Here is an 18,060-nt window from a genome sequence, read left to right as displayed (position 1 = left end):
CAATCCGCTCTGCCAACGAGTGTGTCGAAGGTGATCAATGCGACCCTGAACCGCTCATTCACGCCCTCAAAATGCGATCCGTGAGCCATCCGCAGGGCCCAGCGAATCCGTGCTTTCTCGAATCCTTGCTTGTGCATCGTCCTGAAGCCTGGGAATTTCCGGTGCTGGCCACCCTGCTGATCCTGGCTCTGGGGATGGGGGCGGTGCTGCTGGGGTCCGCCCCTGCCCAGGCGGCGGACTCCTGCCCGCCGTCGATGGCGCCGATCCCCGGCGGGCGCTATCGGATCGGAGCAGCGGGTCGACTGCCGGAGGAGGCGGGAGCGCCTGTGCGGCTGGAGCCCTTCTGCATTGGGCTTGAGGAGGTCACCAACCGTCAGTTTGCTGCCTTTGCGGCGGCCACCGGCTACCGGACCCAGGCGGAGCGGCCCCTGCCGCAGGAGCAGTTCCCGGATCTCTCGGCCGCTGAGCGTCGGCCCGGCTCGGTGGTGTTCCGGCCCCCCTCCGCCGCCGAACCCCCGCAGGAGCTCAGCTGGTGGCAATGGGTACCGGGGGCCGATTGGCGCCATCCCGAGGGCCCCGGCAGCTCGATCGACGCACGGCTGGACCATCCGGTGGTGCATGTGTCGCTGGCGGATGCCGAGGCCTACGCGGCCTGGGCCGGCGCCAGCCTTCCCAGCGAGGCCCAGTGGGAGTTCGCCGCGCGCGGCGGACTGCGGGATCGGGCCTTCAGCTGGGGCGACACCTGGCGGCCCGGCCTGGCCAACACCTGGCAGGGGGAGTTTCCCGTCCGCAACACGGCTGAAGACGGCTACGCCGGCACCGCACCGGTGGGCCGCTTCCCCCCCAATGGCTACGGGCTGCGCGACATGACCGGCAATGTCTGGGAGTGGACGGCGGACTGGTACCGGCCTGGCCACGACCTCCTGGCCGGCCAGGACGACCCGGTGCTGGTCGACCCTGCCGCCAGCCTGGACCCGCGGGAGCCAGGGGTGGCCAAGCACGTGATCAAGGGCGGCTCCTTCCTCTGTGCCCCCAACTTCTGCAGCCGCTATCGCACGGCCGCCCGGGAGGCCGAAAGCCCCGACACCGGCACGTCCCACATCGGTTTCCGACTCGCTTCACCGCTCTCCCCCACCCATGGCTAAGCGTTCCGTCCGCGCCACGATCACCCGCTTCGCTCTGCTGACGCTGGCGGTGCTGCTGGTGGGCTGGCAGCTGGGCGGTGTTCCGGCCCTGGCCCAGCGGATCACCGGCACGCCGGGATCCCCCAACGCCACCACCACGCTCGCCGGCAACCAACTGCCGGCCCCCGCTCCCCCCTTCGGCGGTGTGATCAATGACGGCGCGTTGCAGTCCAAACCCTGGTGGGCGCCGCGGATCACGCCGCCCCAGAGCGCGCCCAACGTGCTGCTGATCATCACCGACGACGCCGGTTTCGGCGTGCCCGGCACCTTCGGCGGGGTGATCCCCACACCGGCGATGGACCGGGTCGCCAAGGCGGGGCTTCGCTACAACCGCATGTTCTCCACGGCGCTGTGCTCACCCACCCGCGCCGCCCTGATCACCGGCCGCAACCACCACTCGGCCGGTTTCGGGGTGATCTCGGAGCAGTCGACGGGCTTTCCCGGCTACAACAGCATCATCGAGCGCGACAAGGCCACGATTGGCCGTCTGCTCAAGGACAACGGCTACTCCACCGCCTGGTTCGGCAAGGACCACAACGTGCCCGCCTTCCAGGCCAGCCAGAGCGGTCCCTTCGATCAGTGGCCCACCGGCCTGGGCTTCGAGTACTTCTACGGCTTCGTGGGTGGGGATGCCAACCAGTGGCAGCCGAACCTCTTCCGCAACACCACCCAGATCTATCCCTTCGAAGGCAAGGCCCCAGGCAGTTGGAACCTGGTGACAGAGATGGCCGATGACGCCATCGACTACATGACGCGGATGCATCAGATCAACCCCGCCAAGCCGCTGTTCATCAAGTACGCTCCCGGCGCCACCCATGCGCCCCACCACCCCACCAAGGAGTGGGTGGAGCGGATCCACGCCATGCATCTGTTTGATGATGGCTACGAGAAGCTGAGGGAACGTATCTTCGCCAACCAGAAGAAGCTCGGCGTGATTCCTGCCGATGCGAAGCTCGATCCCTGGCCCGCCGATCTGATCACCCCCTGGGACCAACTGAGCCCAGATGCCCAGAAACTGTTCATCCGCCAGGTGGAGGTGTTCGCCGCCTATGCCGCCTACAGCGATTATGAGATCGGCCGGGTGATCCAGCAGTTCGATGACCTCGGCAAGCTCGACAACACCCTGATCATCTACATCAATGGCGACAACGGCACCAGCGCCGAAGGCGGTCCGATGGGCACCCCCAACGAGGTGGCCTTCTTCAACGGCCTGAACAAACTTCCCGTTGAGGTGCAGATGAAGTTCTTCGATGTGTGGGGCACCGAGTTCACCTACAACCACATGTCAGCGGGTTGGAGCTGGGCCTTCGACACCCCGTTCAGCTGGTTCAAGCAGAACGCCTCCAGGCTGGGTGGCGTCAACCAGAACATGGTGGTGAGCTGGCCGGCGCGGATCAAGGACAAGGGCGCCCTGCGCGAGCAGTTCATTCACGTCATCGATGTGGTGCCGACGATCCTGGAGGCGGCCGGCCTGAAAGCGCCCGAGCTGGTGGATGGGATCCCCCAGAAGCCGATCGAGGGTACGAGCTTCGTTTACACCTTCGATCGCAGGAATGCCAAGGTGCCCTCAAGGCACGAGCGGCAGTACTTCGAGATGATGGGCCAGTGGGCCCTCTACGACAAGGGCTGGTTGTTGAGCACCAAGGTGAACAGGGCGCCGTGGGACGCCTTCGGCCCGGCCAACCCGGACCCGCTCAACAACCAGACGCTGCAGCTCTACAACCTCAACGAGGATTTCAGCCAGACCACCGACCTGGCGGCCCGGAATCCCCAGAAGCTGAAGGAGATGAAGGAAGCCTTCATTGCCGAAGCGAAGACTTACCAGGTGTTCCCGCTCGATGCCTCGGTGGCGGCGCGCCTCGTGGCGCCCCGGCCCAACATCACCGCCGGCCGCAGCACCTTCGTCTACACCCAGCCGATGGTGGGCCTGCCCCAGGGCGCTTCCCCCATGTTGCTGAACACCTCCTACACCGTGACGGCCGACATCGAGGTGCCGGCCGGCGGCGCCGAGGGCATGCTGCTCACCTCCGGTGGCCGCTTCGGCGGCTACGGCTTCTACCTGAAGAACAGCAAGCCCGTGTGGCTGTGGAACATGGTGGATCTGGAGCGCCTCAAGTGGGAGGGCACCGAACCGCTGTCCCCCGGCAAGCACAAGGTTGAATTCGATTTCGTCTACGACGGCAAGGGGCCCGGCACCCTGGCCTTCAACGACTTCAGCGGCGTCGGTCGCCCCGGCACCGGCACCCTCAAGGTGGACGGCAAGGTGGTGGCCACCAAGACCATGGCCAAGACCCTGCCGATGATCCTGCAGTGGGACGAGAGCTTTGACGTGGGCTCCGACACCCTCACCGGCGTCAACGACGCCGACTACCAGCCACCGTTCCGCTTCACCGGCACGCTCAACAAGCTCACCCTCAAACTCGATCGGCCCAAGCTGTCTCCGGAGGAGATCAGGAGCCTGGAGGCGGCGATGCGCACCAAGGCCGTCAGTGAATGATCAGGGAAGCGGCGGGTGCTGGGTGCTGCAGACACAGCGATTCACCGCCGCCTGAAGGATGCAACCAGGAAGCTGCCGCAGCTGAGGATGCCGGTGCCGATGCCGGTGCCGGTGATCTCGAACGGCGACGATGATCAGCGCGCACAAGAGCAGCAAGCCATGGGCAAAACCACCACCCCCTACTGGAATCCGCTGGTGGCCGATCAGGCGCACCACTGGCGCTGGCTCGATGGTCTGGAAGGCCAGGTGCAGGAGCTGATTCTCAGCCAGGATGCGGCCACAGGCGAAATCACCCGCCTCACCCGCTTCCTGCCCGGCGCCGACACCACCACCTTCGGGGGCAAGGCCCACCCCTTCCCCGAGGAGATCATGATCGTCAGCGGCCGTCTTTTCGACGCGGCCTTCGCCCTATGGCTGGAGCCAGGGCACTACGCCAGCCGGCCGCCCGGTGAGGTGCATGGCCCCTTCCGCACCGATGAAGGCGCCCTCGTGCTCGACATCAGCTTTCCTGGCCGCTCCCCCACTGCATGTCCGTCCGCCTGATCGACCAACCGGAAGCTGTTCAGGTAAAGGGTGCGGCCTGGAGACCGCAGAACTCAGCTCTTCCCCCGTGGCCCCCGTTCCTCGGCGCCGGCATAGATCGCCTGGCTGCCGAGTTCGTCTTCGATGCGCAGCAGCCGGTTGTATTTCGCCACCCGCTCACTGCGGCTGAGTGAACCGGTCTTGATCTGGCCGGCCCGGGTGGCCACGGAGAGGTCGGCGATGGTGGTGTCTTCGGTTTCGCCGCTGCGGTGGCTGATCACGCTGGTGTAGCCGGCGCGGCCCGCCAGATCGATCGCCTGCAGGGTTTCGGTGAGCGAACCGATCTGGTTCACCTTGATCAGGATCGAATTGGCGATGCCTTCTTCAATGCCCCGCTGCAGGCGGGTGGTGTTGGTCACGAACAGGTCGTCGCCCACCAGCTGCACGCGGCTGCCCAGCCGCTGGGTGAGCAGGGCCCAGCCCTCCCAGTCGTCTTCGGCGAGGCCATCCTCGATCGAGACGATCGGGTAGCGGCTGACCAGCGCTTCGAGCTGATCCACCATCGCAGCGGCGCTGTAACTGCCGCCGCCGAAGGCATAGAACCCGTTCTTGTAGAACTCCGTGCTGGCCACATCGAGCGCCAGGGAGATCTGCTCGCCCGGCTTGTAGCCGGCCTTCTCGATCGCCTGCACCAGCAGGGCGCCGGCGGCATCGTTGCTCTCCAGATCCGGCGCGAAGCCGCCCTCATCGCCCACCGCCGTGGAGAGCCCCTGGGCGCTCAGCAGGCCCTTGAGCGTGTGGAACACTTCGGCGCCCATGCGCAGCGCCTCCCGGAAGCTGGGCGCCCCGTGGGGCACCAGCATGAATTCCTGGAAATCCATGTTGTTGGCGGCATGGGCGCCGCCGTTGATCACATTCATCAGCGGCACCGGCAGCAGCGTGGCCATCGGCCCGCCCAGGTAGCGGTAGAGGGGCAGACCGACGCCATCGGCCGCGGCCCGCGCCACCGCCAGGCTCACCGCCAGGATCGCGTTGGCCCCCAGGGCCGATTTGTTGTCGCTGCCATCAAGGTCGGCCATCGCCGCATCGACGGTGCCCTGGTCGAGGGCGCTGAGCCCACAGAGAGCCGGAGCGATCTTGTCCTCGATGTTGCTGACCGCCTGCTGAACTCCCTTGCCGAAGTAACGGCTGCCGCCATCGCGCAGCTCATGGGCTTCATGGGCTCCAGTGCTGGCGCCGCTGGGCACGATCGCGAGGCCCTGGGCGCCGCCTTCCAGCCGCACTTCCGCTTCCACGGTGGGGGTGCCGCGGGAGTCGAGCACCTCCCGGGCCACAATCGAATCAATCACCAGGTCGAGGGAGTCGATCACGAATGGGGCCTGGGCATCAATGCTGCAGGGATCTTATGGGGCTTTTCGATCACCCTTTTTGTACCTGTGGGCACGGTCTGACAACCCAGACCTGATCCTGAGCCGGTCAGAATGGCTGAGCCAACCAATCCTGAGCGATGCGGCTGCTTCACACCATGGTCCGGGTGGGCGATCTGGAGCGATCGCTGGCCTTCTACACCGAGGTGCTGGGCATGACCCTGCTGCGCCGGCGGGACTATCCCGAGGGTCGCTTCACCCTGGCCTTCGTGGGCTACGGGGAGGAGAGCCACAACAGTGTGATCGAGCTGACCCACAACTGGGACACCAGCTCCTATGAGATCGGCACCGGCTACGGACACATCGCCCTCGGGGTGGAGGACATCACCACCACCTGCGACGCCATCGCCGGCAAGGGCGGCCGGGTGGTGCGGCAGCCAGGCCCGATGAAACACGGCAGCACCGTGATCGCCTTCGTGGAGGATCCCGACGGCTACAGGATCGAACTGATCCAGCTGGGCAGGAGGCCGGATGCCACTGCCTGAAAGCCTCGACACCAATCCCCGGGGCGAAGGATCGGTGGGCCTCGGCAGCCTCACCAGCGAGCCCGATCGATTCAGCGAGGCTGCCTGGGAACTGCTGCTCGCCGGCCAGGACCAGGCCCGCCGCTGGCGCCATGGCCAGCTCGATGTGGAACATCTGATCCAGGTGCTGTTCCAGGATCCGCGCTACAGCGGCTGGGTGGAGCCCCTGGCCACCGACGGGGACAGGCTGCTGGATCAGCTGGAGGGCTTCTGCGCCGAGCAGCCGTCCGCCGTTGCCGCTGAGCTGTTCATCGGCGATGCCCTCGAAGACCTGCTGGAGGCCGCCGACCGGCGCCGTGCCAACTGGGGCTCCCGCCTGATCGACATCCCCCATCTGCTGCTGGCCCTGCTGGAGGAGCCCCGCATCGGCGCCGCCCTGCTCAACGACCAGGGCCTGAGCGAAGAACGGCTGCTGCGGCAGTTGCGGCCCGCCCCCGCCGCGGTCGCCACCGATGCCTGGATCGATTCACCCACCGCCGCGCCGCCGATCGAGGCCCGCCCGCCCAGCCCCGGCCGTTTTGCCCCCATCCAGGTCCCAGCCAACCAGCCCCCGGCCAACCAGACCCCACCCCCAGGGCAGCCCAGCCCCAGCGGAGGCCGAGGGCCTGACCCTGACGGCCGAGCCACCCGCCCTGGAGCAATACGGCCGCGACCTCACCGCCGCCGCCCGCGCCGGACTGCTCGATCCGGTGATCGGCCGCGACACCGAAATCCGCCGCCTGATCCAGGTACTCTCCCGGCGTGGCAAGAACAATCCGGTGCTGATCGGCGAACCGGGCGTCGGCAAAACGGCGATCGCCGAGCTGCTGGCCCAGCGGATCGTGGCCGGCGAAGTGCCGGAGTCGCTCAAGGGCATCCGCCTGATCGGCCTCGATCTCGGCGCCCTGATCGCCGGCGCCAAGTTCCGCGGCCAGTTCGAGGAACGGCTGCGCAGCGTGCTGGCCGAGGTGAGTGCCAGCGACGCCAGCGGGGCCGGCGCCGGCGTGGTGCTGTTCATCGATGAGCTTCACACCGTGGTGAGCTCCGACCGCTCCAGCGCCGATGCCGGCAGCATTCTCAAACCCGTGCTGGCCCGCGGCGAATTGCGCTGCATCGGTGCCACCACCCCCGAGGACTACCGCCGCACGGTGGAGAAGGATCCCGCCCTCAACCGCCGCTTCCAGCAGGTGGTGATCCGGGAGCCCAATCTTGAGGTGAGCCTGGAGATCCTGCGGGGCCTCAAGGAGCGCTACGAGCTGCATCACGGCGTCACGATCACCGATGGCGCCATGGTGGCGGCCACCCGACTGGCCGACCGCTACATCGCCGACCGCTGCCTGCCCGACAAGGCGATCGACCTGATCGACGAGGCCGCCGCCCAGCTGCGCATGGAGGTCACCTCCAAGCCCCGGGTGGTGGAGGAGGCCGAAGCCGAGCTGCGCCGCGTCGAGCTGGCCCTGCTGGCGGCCGAAGCCGCACCGCTGGCCGAGCGGGTGCAGCGCCAGGACGACCGCCGCCAGGCCCTGGCCCACCTGCAGGAGCTGCAACAGCGCTGGCAGGGGGAGCGGGAGCAGCTGGCCGAACTGCATGAGCTGCAGCAGCGGGACGACGACCTGCGCCACGCCATCGCCGAGGCCGAGCGCGACGGTGACCTCGAAGAGGCCGCCCGCCTCCAGTACGACCAGCTCCATGGACTTCAGCAGCGCCGGGCCAGCCTCGAAGCCGATCTCAAGGCCGACCAGCAGAGCGGCCTGTCCCTGCTGCGGGAGCAGGTGGAGGAGGGCGACATCGCCGATGTGGTGGCCCGCTGGACCGGCATCCCGATGCAGCGGCTGCTGGCCGGCGAACGCCAGAAGCTGCTGGAGCTGGAGGCGAGGCTGGGGGAACGGGTGATCGGCCAGCCCGAGGCGGTGGCGGCGGTGGCGGCGGCGATCCGCCGCGCCCGCGCCGGCATGCAGGATCCGCGCCGGCCGGTGGGCTCCTTCCTCTTTCTCGGCCCCACCGGCGTCGGCAAGACCGAGCTGGCCAAGGCGCTGGCGGCGGCGCTCTTCGATGAAGAGGAGGCCCTGGTGCGCCTCGACATGAGCGAATTCATGGAGCGCAACGCCGTGGCCCGCCTGCTGGGGGCTCCGCCCGGCTACGTGGGCTACGAGGAGGGCGGCCAGCTCACCGAGGCGGTGCGGCGCCGGCCCTATGCCGTGCTGCTGCTCGATGAAGTGGAGAAGGCCCACCCTGAGGTGTTCAATCTTCTGCTGCAGGTGCTCGACGACGGGCGGCTCACCGATTCCCAGGGCCGCACCGTCGACTTCCGCAACACCGTGGTGGTGATGACCAGCAACCTGGCCAGCCGCGCGATCCTGGAGCGGGCCCGCCGCGGCCAGGAGGAGGAGCCATCGGCTGAGCGCGAAGCGCAGCTGGATGCCGGTCTGGATGCCGCCGTGGAAGCGGCCCTGGCCGCCCAGTTCCGCCCCGAGTTCCTCAACCGCATCGATGAGCTGATTCGTTTCCGCCCCCTGGCCGCCACCGATCTGCAGCGGATCGTGCGCCTGCAACTGGCGGAGCTGACCAGCCTGCTGGCGGAGCAGCGGCTGGAGCTGCAGGTCGATGAAGCGGTGATCGACCGTCTGGCCTCCCTTGGCTACGAACCGGAATACGGGGCGCGGCCCCTGCGCCGGGTGCTGCGCCGCCAGATCGAGAATCCACTCGCCACCGAGTTGCTCGAAGACCACTTCGCCGGCGCCTGGGGGGTGAAGGTGAGCCTGGCGGCCGATCCGGCTGGTCCGCTGCTGTTCAGTCCCCTGGGCGAAAGTCGCCAGGACGTCCGGTAGGGTGATTGTTTGCCGGTACGCGCGTCGACCGGTCGGTCGACACCCTTGGACTCCACCAGCCGCTCCTCCAGCCCCGAAGACCCCCAGACCGCCGAGCCGCTTCCCCCAGCTCCGGCCAGCGGTCCGGCCGGCTTCGTTCCTGCGCTGATCGAGGAGCTCCGCAAGGTGGTGTGGCCCAGCCGCCAGCAGCTGTTCAGCGAGTCGGTGGCGGTGATCCTGATGGTCACCCTTTCCGCCGCCGCCATCGCCGCAGTGGATCGCTTCTACAGCTGGGGTTCCACCCAGGTGTTCCGTTGAGCCTCCCGCCCACCTCCTTCCCCAGCCGTCCCGCCAGCCAGCCCGTGTCCGAAGTCGATCTCCTCACTGCCGACAGCACCCCAGCCGCTGTCGAGGGCGCCGTTCTGCCCGCCGCCGGGGCGGAGGGAGAAAGCCGTCCCCAGACCGCCCGCTGGTATGCGGTGCAGGTGGCCTCCAGCTGTGAGAAGAAGGTGAAGGCCACCCTGGAGCAGCGCGCCATCACCCTCGGGGTCGACAGCCGCATCGTCGAGATCGAGATCCCCCAGACCCCCGCCATCAAGCTCAAGAAAGACGGCAGCCGCCAATCCACTGAAGAGAAGGTTTTCCCTGGCTACGTCCTGGTGCGGATGGTGCTCGATGAAGACACGATGATGGCGGTGCGCAGCACCCCCAACGTGATCAACTTCGTCGGGGCCGAGGAGCGGCGCGCCACCGGTCGTGCCCGGGGCCATATCAAACCCCGCCCGCTCTCCCGCCAGGAGGTCGAGCGGATCTTCAAGCGGGCTGCCGAGAAGAAACCCGTCGTCAAGGTCGACATCACCGAAGGCGATCAGATCCTGGTCACCGCCGGTCCATTCAAGGACTTCCAGGGCGAAGTGATCGAGGTGTCCGGAGAACGCAGCAAGCTCAAGGCCCTGCTGTCGATCTTTGGTCGGGAAACCCCGGTGGAACTCGAGTTCTCCCAGATCAGCAAGCAGAACTGATCCGCTGTGGCCGCCTCCCTGCGGAGGGCGGCCCTGGGTGGAACCGCCTCACCAGGCGGGGCCGCCGCCACGCCTCCCCCGCCGGGTGAGGCGATCCGCATCGCTCCCGTCCCGGGAGCTCCGTCCCCACTCCCGCCAGGGAGTTCCGCTCCCCAGACCAGCCGATGGCCAAGAAAGTCGTAGCCGTGATCAAGCTGGCCCTCAATGCCGGCAAAGCCAACCCAGCGCCGCCCGTGGGTCCTGCCCTCGGCCAGCACGGGGTGAACATCATGGCGTTCTGCAAGGAATACAACGCCCGCACCCAGGAGAAGGCCGGCTATGTGATTCCGGTGGAGATTTCGGTCTTCGAAGACCGCAGCTTCACCTTCATCACCAAGACCCCGCCCGCTTCCGTGCTGATCTCCAAGGCAGCCGGAATCGAAAAGGGTGCCGCCACGTCCAGCAAGGGCAGCGTGGGCGCGATCAGCCGCGCCCAGCTCGAGGAGATCGCCAGAACGAAACTCCCCGACCTCAACTGCACCAGCCTGGAATCGGCCACGCGCATCATCGAAGGCACCGCCCGCAACATGGGCGTCGCCGTCAACGATTGATCGCCGGCCCGATTCCGGTTCGCCCACCCCTTCCACCCATCCACCCATTCGGGGGAGACCCAGGACCCAGAGCCGCCTCGCGGCCCGCCGTCCCGTCGCTCGCACCCCATTCGAACCATGACAAAACCCTCCAAGCGCTTCACCGCCCTCGTCGAGAAAGTCGAAGACCGCGCCTACGCACCGCTCGAAGCGCTGCAGCTGGTCAAGGACACAGCAACGGCCAAGTTCGATGAAACGATCGAGGCCCATGTGCGCCTCGGCATCGATCCGAAGTACACCGACCAGCAGCTGCGCACCACCGTCGCCCTGCCGAACGGCACTGGCCAGACCATCCGCATCGCCGTGATCGCCCGTGGCGAGAAGGTGGCCGAAGCCACCGCCGCCGGGGCTGATCTGGCCGGTGACGAAGATCTGGTGGACGCGATCGCCGGCGGCCAGATGGACTTCGACCTGCTGATCGCCACGCCGGACATGATGCCCAAGGTGGCCAAGCTGGGACGGGTCCTCGGCCCCCGGGGGCTGATGCCGAACCCCAAGGCCGGCACTGTCACCGTTGATCTGGCCGGCGCCATCCGTGAGTTCAAGGCGGGCAAACTGGAGTTTCGCGCCGACCGCACCGGCATCGTCCACGTTCGCTTCGGCAAGGCCAGCTTCACGGTCGAGGCGCTGCTGGCGAACCTCAAGGCACTGCAGGAAACGATCGATCGCCAGAAGCCCAGTGGTGCCAAAGGCCGCTACTGGCGCAGCCTCACCCTCAGCTCCACGATGGGGCCCGGCATCGACGTTGATTTCACCGCCCTCCAGGACATCAAGCAGGACGGCTGATTCCTGCTGCGGTGTAGGGTGAAAAACTGGCTTCGGCCAGAGGGCACGCGCCCGACCCAAGACAGCAGGTGATCCGTTCGCGGTCATAAGTCCTGCCGAGGTGCACGCGGAAGTTTTGTTCCCCCGGGTCACGCCAGGGCTGCGAATCGTCAGGCGACCTCGAAACCCAGTCGGCTCCGCCGTCCCCGGGTTTGCCTGGCAGGTTCCCATGCGGAGCGAGTCAGGCGAATTGTCGAGGCCGCGTGTTCGGCTTGTTCCCTCGATTCGTATCACTCCTATGGGCCGCTCCCTGGAGAGCAAGCAACAGATCGTCGAAGAGCTCAAGGGGCTCCTCAACGGAACTGAAATGGCGCTGGTCCTTGATTACAAGGGTCTGTCCATCAAGGAGATGTCTGACCTGCGGACCCGTCTGCAGGCCAGCAACGGCATCTGCAAGGTGACCAAGAACACCTTGATGCGCCTGGCCATTGATGGCAACAGTGCCTGGTCGGAACTCGACCCCCTGCTCACCGGCACCAATGCCTTCGTCCTGATCAGGGGCGATGTCGGTGGCGCTGTCAAGGCCGTGCAGTCCTTCCAGAAGGACACCAAGAAATCGGATGTGAAAGGGGGCCTCTTCGAGGGCAAACTCCTTTCCCAGGCCGATGTCAAGGCCATCGGTGAGCTTCCCTCCAAGGAGGTGCTCATGGCTCAGATCGCCGGTGCGATCAATGCCGTGGCCACCCAGCTGGCGGTTGGCATCAACGAAGTTCCTTCCGGTCTCGCCCGGGCGCTCAAGCAGCACGCCGAAGGCGAAGGCAGCTGAGCTCTGCCGTACGGCGCCGATTTTCTGTTTCCCATCTCCCGATCTGTTGCTGATTCTCAACCATGACGACAAAGACCGACACCATTCTCGAATCCCTGAAAACCCTCTCGCTGCTTGAGGCTTCCGAGCTCGTCAAGCAGATCGAAGAGGCCTTCGGCGTCTCAGCCGCCGCTTCCGCCGGCGCCGTGATGATGGCAGCTCCTGCCGCCGCCGCCGAGCCTGTCGAAGAGCAGACTGAATTCGACGCCATCCTCGATGGCTTCGACGCTGCTTCGAAGATCAAGGTGCTCAAGGCCGTGCGCGAAGTCACCGGCCTCGGCCTGGGCGAAGCCAAGGCCCTTGTGGAGGCCGCACCCAAGGCGATCAAGGAAGCCGTCTCCAAAGACGAAGCTGAAGCGATCAAGAAGGCCGTGGAAGAAGTGGGCGGCAAGGTCACGATCAAGTGATCCCGCTCGGCCACTAGCCTCCTGCCGGCCCCCGGGGGCCGGCTTTTTCATGCTCGGGCGCCATCGAGCCAAAAAAAAAGCCCCGCCGAAGGCAGGGCTTTAGAGGTGGAACGCTTTCGGGAGTCTGTCCTTGTTTCGACCCTGAAAGTGGGTTCCGCACCCCTCACACGAATGCAATGTATGGGATCCAGCGGCGAGCGCCCGTGGCGGGGGTCGCTGGTTCAACTGTCCCCACCGCTACAACAGGGCCCTACTCCCGGAACGGCACCACCGGGAGGGCCACCGGCCCGGCCCCGGGGATGGCCCGCTCAGCTCGCCCCGATGACAGCCTGGAGCGGCCCATGGACTCCAGCCGTTGCGGGTTGCCGCGGCCGGACCGGAACTCGGAGGGGTCGCTGCGGCCAGCCCGGGCGATCAGCTGGGTGATCGGGGTGGCCGTGGCGAAATACACGTGGTTGAGGGTCTGGCGGCCGAACACCCGCCGGCTGAGTTGCCAGTCGGGCTCCAGGGTGATCGCCACGAAGCCATCCCGATCACGCCGCCCCAGCGTGCCCCGACCGACCAGCACCGTGGCGGTCTGGGTGGGGCTCATGGCCTGCAGCTGCACCTCCTGACCCACCTGACGCAACCGCAGGCGGTAGGAGCTGCCCAGATCCTGATCCCCTGCCCGGATCGAGAAGCCATTGCTGTCGATGTAGCGGCTGCAGATCCCGGTGAAATCGAACCGGTTCAAGCTCGCATCGATCAGGCCATCCGGCCGGCGCTCCCAGCAGAGCGGCCGGCTGCGGATCTGCTCCAGCACCAGCAGAGACCAGTCGGCGAGCCCCACGGGCTTGCCCAGGATCACGAAGCGGGAGCCATCGAGGGGCTGGCTGCTGAACAGCCCTTGGGCGCTGGCGACGGGCCAGGGCAGACCCTGAAGGGTCAGGGCGCCGATGCCCAGTCCAACCAGGGCAAGGTAAGTTCGCTTCATGGTGGTGATTCAACGACCCGGCTCCGGCAACACGTTCTACCCGACCTTCGCCGCCCCACCCAGTGGCCAATGACCCGCCACGGGTGGTGGCTGCAGCCACCGATGGGGCCTGCAGCGGCAACCCCGGTCCAGGCGGCTGGGGAGCGCTGTTGCGCTTCGAAGACGGCACCGTGCGGGAACTGGGCGGGGCAGCGGCGAACACCACCAACAACCGCATGGAACTCACCGCCGCCCTGGCCGTGCTCGAGGAGCTCAGGGATCTCCCCCTCCACCCCGACCTGACGATCCGCACCGACAGCCGCTACCTGATCGATGGACTGGGCAAGTGGATGGCGGGCTGGAAGCGCAAGGGCTGGCGCACCGCCTCGGGTGCGCCGGTCCTGAACCGCGACCTCTGGGAAGCGCTGGACCGGGCCCGGCTCCCGGCTGTCCCCCTCGAACATGTGCGCGGCCACAGCGGCGATCCCGACAACGAACGCTGCGACGCGATTGCGGTGGCTTACTCCAAGGGATCGCGCCCACCGCTGGCGGAGACCAAACACCTGGCGGAGGCCAAACCGTCTGGGGATCGAGCCCTGAAGGATCCGGCGCCGCCAGGCCTGAGCCGGCTGCTCAGCCGGCTGGAGCTGGCCGATCGCCTGGCGACCGGGGGGTACACGCTCCGACCGGCCGAGCTGGCCCAGCTGGTGGAGCTGCCCCTGGCCCGACTGGAAGAGAAGCAGGAGGCCTGGAGCTGGCGTGACTGGCGGGTGAGCCCCGCCGGTGAGGACCGCTGGCGGCTGGAGCGGATCTGATGGCAACTCCCCCCACCACCGGCTCCCTCTACCAGCGCTGGGTGGCGCCCTTGCTCTGCCAGGACGAGGGGGCAGATGCGGAACAGCTCAGCCGGCTCACCCTGGCGGCCCTCGGGGCGGCGTCGACGCGTCGCCACTGGCCACTGATCTCCGGCAGCCTGGCTGGACTCGGGGCAGAACTGCAACGCCGCGACCATCGCCTGGAGCAGACCCTGTTCGGATGCCGATTCGCCAATCCGCTCGGCCTCGCGGCCGGTTTCGACAAGAACGGCGTGGCGGCGGGGTTGTGGCACCTGTTCGGCTTCGGCTTCGCCGAACTGGGCACGGTGACCTGGCACCCCCAGCCGGGCAACCCGAAGCCACGCCTGTTCCGGCTGGCGGCGGAGCGGGCGGCACTGAACCGGATGGGCTTCAACAACAACGGCGCCGAAGCGCTGAAGCGAACCCTGGAACGCCAGGCCCTGGAGCCGCCCGGTCAGCGGCCGGCCGTGCTGGGCCTCAACTTCGGCAAATCGAAGCTCACCTCCCTGGATCTGGCACCGGATGACTACGCCTCCTCGCTGGAACTGCTGACGCCCCTGGCGGACTATGCGGTGATCAACGTGAGCTCCCCCAACACCCCGGGGCTGCGGGAGCTGCAGGATGCCTCGCAGCTGCGGCGGCTGGTGGAGCGGTTGCGGCGGCTGCCGGCCTGCCCACCGCTGCTGGTGAAGATCGCCCCCGACCTTGAGGACGACGCGATCGACACGATCGCCCGCCTGGCCTACCAGGAGGGACTGGCCGGTGTGATCGCGGTGAACACCAGCCTGGACCGACTGGGACTGGAGAACCGGCGCCTGGTACAGACCGGTCGCACCCTGGCGGAGGAGGCCGGCGGGCTGAGTGGCGCGCCACTGCGGGCGCGGGCCCAGGAGGTGCTGCGGCGGCTGCGGGCCACCGCCGGCCCCGCCCTGCCCCTGATCGGCGTCGGCGGCATCGACTCCCCCCAGGCGGCCTGGGAGCGGATCACGGCCGGAGCCTGCCTGATTCAGATCTACACCGCCTGGATCTATGCGGGGCCGGCCCTGGTGCCGGCGATTCTGGAGGGCCTGCAGCAGCAGCTCGATCACCACGGCTGCCGCTCGATCAGCGAGGCGGTGGGCAGCGGGCTGCCCTGGGTCTAGGCGAAGGGGATGCGAAGCCTCTCCCCTGCCGATAGGCTGCCGCCCAGGATTGCGCGCAGAATCATTGGTTCTTGCCGGGTTACGGGAACGACTGGATCCGCTGCTGGCGAGGATTTTCCCTCCCCGCATCCTTCTGGTCCTCGACGACGACGCCTTCACCCTGCTGGGCTTGCCGGGCCAGGCTTTTCAGGCGGGCTCAAACCGGCTGCGCCGGGTGCCGCTGCCGCGGGGGGCCTGCGTCGACGGCCTGCCGCTCCAGAAAGCCGCCCTCGGCGACCTGATCGGCGACCTGAGCCTCGAGCTGGGCCTGCAGGGGGCCCACGTGGTCGCCAGCCTGCCGCGCTCGGCCGCCGGGATCCGGGTGGTGCAGTGGCCGTTCGATGCCTGGCCTGAGGAGCCCGAGCAGGCCCTGCGCCAGATCGATCCCGACCTCGCCATGGGCTACCCCCTCAACCAGGCCTACCTCAGCCTCACCCCCCTGATCGGCTTCGATCCCCAGCTGCCGCTCACTTCCCTGCTGGTCACGGCACCGCGCTCGCTGGTTCTGGCCTGGATCGAGGTGTTTTCGATCGCCGAGCTGCATCTGGAGCGGCTCGAACCCGCCCAGGTGGCGGATCTGCGGGCGATCGAGCCCTTGGTGGCCGATGCCCCCACCGATCAGCTGATCGCCCTGCTCGAGTGGCGAAGCGGCGGGGCAGAGCTGACCCTGATCCGCCACGGCATTCCCGAGTTCAGCCGCCACCTGCCGGCGATGCAGGCCGACCTGATCGCTGGCCTGCACCAATGCATCCACTACTGGCGCCAGCGGGATCCGGCTGTCAGCCAGGTGCGGCTGCTGCTGATCAGCTCCGGCAGTGGGCTCGACGACCTGGCCGATTCCCTGGCGGCAGCGGGCGACTGGAAGGTCGAGATCGTCGATCCGATCGAACTGGACTGGCTGCCCTGGGACCCGGGTGCCGATGATCCGCTCAGCCCCACCGATCTGGACGGTTCCTCGCTGCTGCGCCTGAGCGGCCTGAATCGAGCGGAGCCAGGCCAGGCGAGCTCGGGCGCCAGGGAGCTGCCTCGATGACCACCACTCTCACCCCCGTTGATCTGCTCAGGGAGCGGCGCCTTGAGCTTGGCCTGCCGGCCGACCCACCCCGTCCCGCCGATCCACGCCGCCTGCTGCTGATCGGTGCCGCGGTGGCGGCCGGCCTGGTGACAGCGGCGCTGGGAATGGCGCTGCTACTCCGCTGGCAACAGCAGATGCTGAGCAATGAACTGGAGCGCCTGGCCCCGGTGCAGACCCAGGTGGAGACCCTGGAGAAGCAGCTCGCTGTGGAGCGTGCCGCGATCGAAACCAGCCGCAAGGCCAACCAGCAGCTGGCCGAGGGCCTGGTGGCGGTGCGCTCCGGCACCGCCCTGATGAGCGACCTGGCCGGGCGGACCTCCACCGGGCTGCAGCTGACCGCGCTGAAGGTGAACAAGGACGACCTGGAGCTCAAGGGCCGCAGCAGCGACCCGGGCGCCTTCGAGCGCATCAATGCCCTGGTGTTGCGGTTGAAAACCTCACCGTTGCTGGATCCCGCCAGGGTCAAACTGGGTCGCGCCGAACGGACCGCCCCCGAATCCGGTACGCAGCCGGGTCCAGCATCGCTGGTCAACTTCGAGCTCACCGCCGCCTTCCGGGAGCCACTCACCGGCCAAGCCCAGCTTCGGCTGCTGCAGAGGCTGGGGGCGGATGGCATGGCCCTGCGCCTGCAGCTGCTCCAGCGGGAGGGCCTGCTGCCATGACGAACCTTCAGGAGGGTGTCAAACCGCCTTCGGAGCAGGCCCGCACGGCGTTGTTGCTGGGGCTGCCGATCGGGGCAGGCCTTTTGCTGGCGGGGCTGGTGGTTGTCGGAGGCGTCTGGCAGCCCTGGAGCAAGATCCGCCAGGACCAGATCCGCCTCGACGAGCTGCGGGCGATGGAGCAGCGGCTTCCCCTGCTGCGTCAGCAGCAGTTGCAGCAGATCACGGCGGCCGAGAAGGTGAAGGTCCAGCAGACGGGCCTGCTCCAGCTGATCGCCGGCAGCGGCGGGATCGGCACCGTGCTGGCCCAGCTCAACCGGGAGGCGAGCGCAACCGGCGTCCAGCTCAACCTGTTCGAACCCGACGCAGCGGCGGCAGCGCCGGCAGCTGATGCCAAGGGCGCCAATCCCTCCACACCACCACCTGCGGCCACCCCGGCGGAAGGGCAGCCGCCACCGCCACCGCCGGACCCGCTGGAAGCGCAGGGCCTGAAGAAATCCACCACCCTGCTCAGTGCCCGGGGCCGGTTTCCGAACCTGCTCAATTTTGTTCGTCGGCTGGAGCGGCTCGGCCTGCTGGTGGTGCAGAGCGACCTGACCCTCACCACCGAGGAGGTCAAGGCGGACGCGCCGCCACCACTCACCGAGCTGAAGCTGAACCTGTCCCTCTACAGCAAGGAGCCAGCGCCCCCTGCCGCCAAACCCGCCAGCTGAGCTGAATCCACCGGAT

18 protein-coding genes and 1 pseudogene are annotated in these 18,060 nt (G+C 67.7%); 17 read left to right on the top strand and 2 right to left on the bottom strand.

Going from position 1 to position 18,060, the window contains the following annotated elements; all coding sequences use genetic code 11:
• Positions 1 to 131: 131 nt before the first annotated feature.
• The 3 genes from ACXMDY_RS13395 (at position 132) to ACXMDY_RS13385 (ending at position 4,224) form a co-directional block, all read left to right on the top strand.
• A complete protein-coding gene (locus tag ACXMDY_RS13395; protein WP_311133937.1) occupies positions 132 to 1,145 on the top strand; it encodes a formylglycine-generating enzyme family protein in 1,014 nt (337 codons plus the stop codon).
• Positions 1,138 to 3,681: an arylsulfatase gene (locus ACXMDY_RS13390; protein WP_259701791.1), complete on the top strand. Its 2,544-nt coding sequence runs from the start codon at positions 1,138 to 1,140 to the stop codon at positions 3,679 to 3,681. The genes ACXMDY_RS13395 and ACXMDY_RS13390 overlap by 8 nt, the downstream gene beginning before the upstream one ends.
• 87 nt (positions 3,682 to 3,768) lie before the next feature.
• Positions 3,769 to 4,224, top strand: coding sequence for a cupin domain-containing protein (locus tag ACXMDY_RS13385; RefSeq protein ID WP_457767646.1), 456 nt, complete (start codon positions 3,769 to 3,771; stop codon positions 4,222 to 4,224).
• Positions 4,225 to 4,277: 53 nt separating this feature from the next.
• Here ACXMDY_RS13385 and eno read toward each other — a convergent pair whose 3' ends face one another.
• On the bottom strand, positions 4,278 to 5,573 hold the full coding sequence (eno, locus tag ACXMDY_RS13380) for a phosphopyruvate hydratase (protein ID WP_259701789.1): 1,296 nt from the start codon (positions 5,571 to 5,573) through the stop codon (positions 4,278 to 4,280).
• 137 nt (positions 5,574 to 5,710) lie between these two features.
• Between eno and gloA the strand changes: the two genes are divergently transcribed.
• The 9 genes and pseudogenes from gloA to rplL all read left to right on the top strand — a co-directional run bounded on the left by gloA (position 5,711) and on the right by rplL (position 12,628).
• A complete protein-coding gene (gene gloA, locus ACXMDY_RS13375) occupies positions 5,711 to 6,115 on the top strand; it encodes a lactoylglutathione lyase (protein ID WP_259701788.1) in 405 nt (134 codons plus the stop codon).
• Positions 6,102 to 6,518, top strand: a pseudogene (locus tag ACXMDY_RS13370) (Clp protease N-terminal domain-containing protein); the annotation flags it as partial. The gene gloA and the pseudogene ACXMDY_RS13370, both read left to right, overlap by 14 nt.
• A gap of 154 nt (positions 6,519 to 6,672) precedes the next feature.
• Positions 6,673 to 8,961 (top strand): ATP-dependent Clp protease ATP-binding subunit, encoded by a 2,289-nt coding sequence (locus ACXMDY_RS13365; RefSeq protein ID WP_457767645.1) that lies wholly within the window; start codon positions 6,673 to 6,675, stop codon positions 8,959 to 8,961.
• Positions 8,962 to 9,006: 45 nt separating this feature from the next.
• A complete protein-coding gene (gene secE, locus ACXMDY_RS13360) occupies positions 9,007 to 9,258 on the top strand; it encodes a preprotein translocase subunit SecE (RefSeq protein WP_259701786.1) in 252 nt (83 codons plus the stop codon).
• Between the two features lie 44 nt (positions 9,259 to 9,302).
• Complete coding sequence (nusG, locus tag ACXMDY_RS13355) at positions 9,303 to 9,962, top strand: transcription termination/antitermination protein NusG (RefSeq protein ID WP_259701898.1); 660 nt, start codon at positions 9,303 to 9,305, stop codon at positions 9,960 to 9,962.
• Positions 9,963 to 10,126: 164 nt separating this feature from the next.
• On the top strand, positions 10,127 to 10,552 hold the full coding sequence (gene rplK / locus ACXMDY_RS13350) for a 50S ribosomal protein L11 (protein ID WP_259701785.1): 426 nt from the start codon (positions 10,127 to 10,129) through the stop codon (positions 10,550 to 10,552).
• A 117-nt stretch (positions 10,553 to 10,669) separates the two neighbouring features.
• Positions 10,670 to 11,377, top strand: a complete 708-nt coding sequence (gene rplA, locus ACXMDY_RS13345; RefSeq protein ID WP_259701784.1) for a 50S ribosomal protein L1 — start codon at positions 10,670 to 10,672, stop codon at positions 11,375 to 11,377.
• A gap of 277 nt (positions 11,378 to 11,654) precedes the next feature.
• A complete protein-coding gene (gene rplJ / locus ACXMDY_RS13340; protein ID WP_259701783.1) occupies positions 11,655 to 12,182 on the top strand; it encodes a 50S ribosomal protein L10 in 528 nt (175 codons plus the stop codon).
• Between the two features lie 62 nt (positions 12,183 to 12,244).
• Positions 12,245 to 12,628: a 50S ribosomal protein L7/L12 gene (gene rplL / locus ACXMDY_RS13335; RefSeq protein ID WP_259701782.1), complete on the top strand. Its 384-nt coding sequence runs from the start codon at positions 12,245 to 12,247 to the stop codon at positions 12,626 to 12,628.
• Positions 12,629 to 12,878: 250 nt separating this feature from the next.
• Here rplL and ACXMDY_RS13330 read toward each other — a convergent pair whose 3' ends face one another.
• Positions 12,879 to 13,601: a DUF3747 domain-containing protein gene (locus ACXMDY_RS13330; RefSeq protein ID WP_259701781.1), complete on the bottom strand. Its 723-nt coding sequence runs from the start codon at positions 13,599 to 13,601 to the stop codon at positions 12,879 to 12,881.
• Positions 13,602 to 13,663: 62 nt separating this feature from the next.
• Between ACXMDY_RS13330 and ACXMDY_RS13325 the strand changes: the two genes are divergently transcribed.
• Genes ACXMDY_RS13325 through ACXMDY_RS13305 form a run of 5 tightly spaced genes read left to right on the top strand, consistent with a single transcriptional unit; the run spans position 13,664 to position 18,044 of the window.
• On the top strand, positions 13,664 to 14,395 hold the full coding sequence (locus tag ACXMDY_RS13325) for a ribonuclease H family protein (RefSeq protein WP_259701780.1): 732 nt from the start codon (positions 13,664 to 13,666) through the stop codon (positions 14,393 to 14,395).
• Complete coding sequence (locus ACXMDY_RS13320; RefSeq protein WP_259701779.1) at positions 14,395 to 15,558, top strand: quinone-dependent dihydroorotate dehydrogenase; 1,164 nt, start codon at positions 14,395 to 14,397, stop codon at positions 15,556 to 15,558. Before ACXMDY_RS13325 ends, ACXMDY_RS13320 begins: the two co-directional genes overlap by 1 nt.
• Positions 15,559 to 15,607: 49 nt before the next feature.
• Complete coding sequence (gene pilM, locus ACXMDY_RS13315; RefSeq protein WP_259701778.1) at positions 15,608 to 16,630, top strand: type IV pilus biogenesis protein PilM; 1,023 nt, start codon at positions 15,608 to 15,610, stop codon at positions 16,628 to 16,630.
• Positions 16,627 to 17,334, top strand: coding sequence for a PilN domain-containing protein (locus ACXMDY_RS13310; protein ID WP_259701777.1), 708 nt, complete (start codon positions 16,627 to 16,629; stop codon positions 17,332 to 17,334). Before pilM ends, ACXMDY_RS13310 begins: the two co-directional genes overlap by 4 nt.
• On the top strand, positions 17,331 to 18,044 hold the full coding sequence (locus tag ACXMDY_RS13305; RefSeq protein WP_259701776.1) for a hypothetical protein: 714 nt from the start codon (positions 17,331 to 17,333) through the stop codon (positions 18,042 to 18,044). The genes ACXMDY_RS13310 and ACXMDY_RS13305 overlap by 4 nt, the downstream gene beginning before the upstream one ends.
• The last annotated feature ends 16 nt before the right edge of the window (positions 18,045 to 18,060 follow it).

This window comes from Cyanobium sp. ULC082, from assembly GCF_977927535.1.
This window is presented reverse-complemented; position numbering and strand designations above follow the sequence as displayed.

What these genes read in the sequence shown, in the direction of transcription:
- ACXMDY_RS13390 (WP_259701791.1), top strand. Translation starts at nt 1,138, where the DNA reads ATGGCTAAGCGTTCCGTCCGCGCCACGATCACCCGCTTCGCTCTGCTG.
- ACXMDY_RS13385 (WP_457767646.1), top strand. Translation starts at nt 3,769, where the DNA reads ATGCCGGTGCCGATGCCGGTGCCGGTGATCTCGAACGGCGACGATGAT.
- gloA (WP_259701788.1), top strand. Translation starts at nt 5,711, where the DNA reads ATGCGGCTGCTTCACACCATGGTCCGGGTGGGCGATCTGGAGCGATCG.
- rplK (WP_259701785.1), top strand. Translation starts at nt 10,127, where the DNA reads ATGGCCAAGAAAGTCGTAGCCGTGATCAAGCTGGCCCTCAATGCCGGC.
- rplA (WP_259701784.1), top strand. Translation starts at nt 10,670, where the DNA reads ATGACAAAACCCTCCAAGCGCTTCACCGCCCTCGTCGAGAAAGTCGAA.
- rplJ (WP_259701783.1), top strand. Translation starts at nt 11,655, where the DNA reads ATGGGCCGCTCCCTGGAGAGCAAGCAACAGATCGTCGAAGAGCTCAAG.
- rplL (WP_259701782.1), top strand. Translation starts at nt 12,245, where the DNA reads ATGACGACAAAGACCGACACCATTCTCGAATCCCTGAAAACCCTCTCG.
- ACXMDY_RS13330 (WP_259701781.1), bottom strand. Translation starts at nt 13,601, where the DNA reads ATGAAGCGAACTTACCTTGCCCTGGTTGGACTGGGCATCGGCGCCCTG.
- ACXMDY_RS13320 (WP_259701779.1), top strand. Translation starts at nt 14,395, where the DNA reads ATGGCAACTCCCCCCACCACCGGCTCCCTCTACCAGCGCTGGGTGGCG.
- ACXMDY_RS13310 (WP_259701777.1), top strand. Translation starts at nt 16,627, where the DNA reads ATGACCACCACTCTCACCCCCGTTGATCTGCTCAGGGAGCGGCGCCTT.
- ACXMDY_RS13305 (WP_259701776.1), top strand. Translation starts at nt 17,331, where the DNA reads ATGACGAACCTTCAGGAGGGTGTCAAACCGCCTTCGGAGCAGGCCCGC.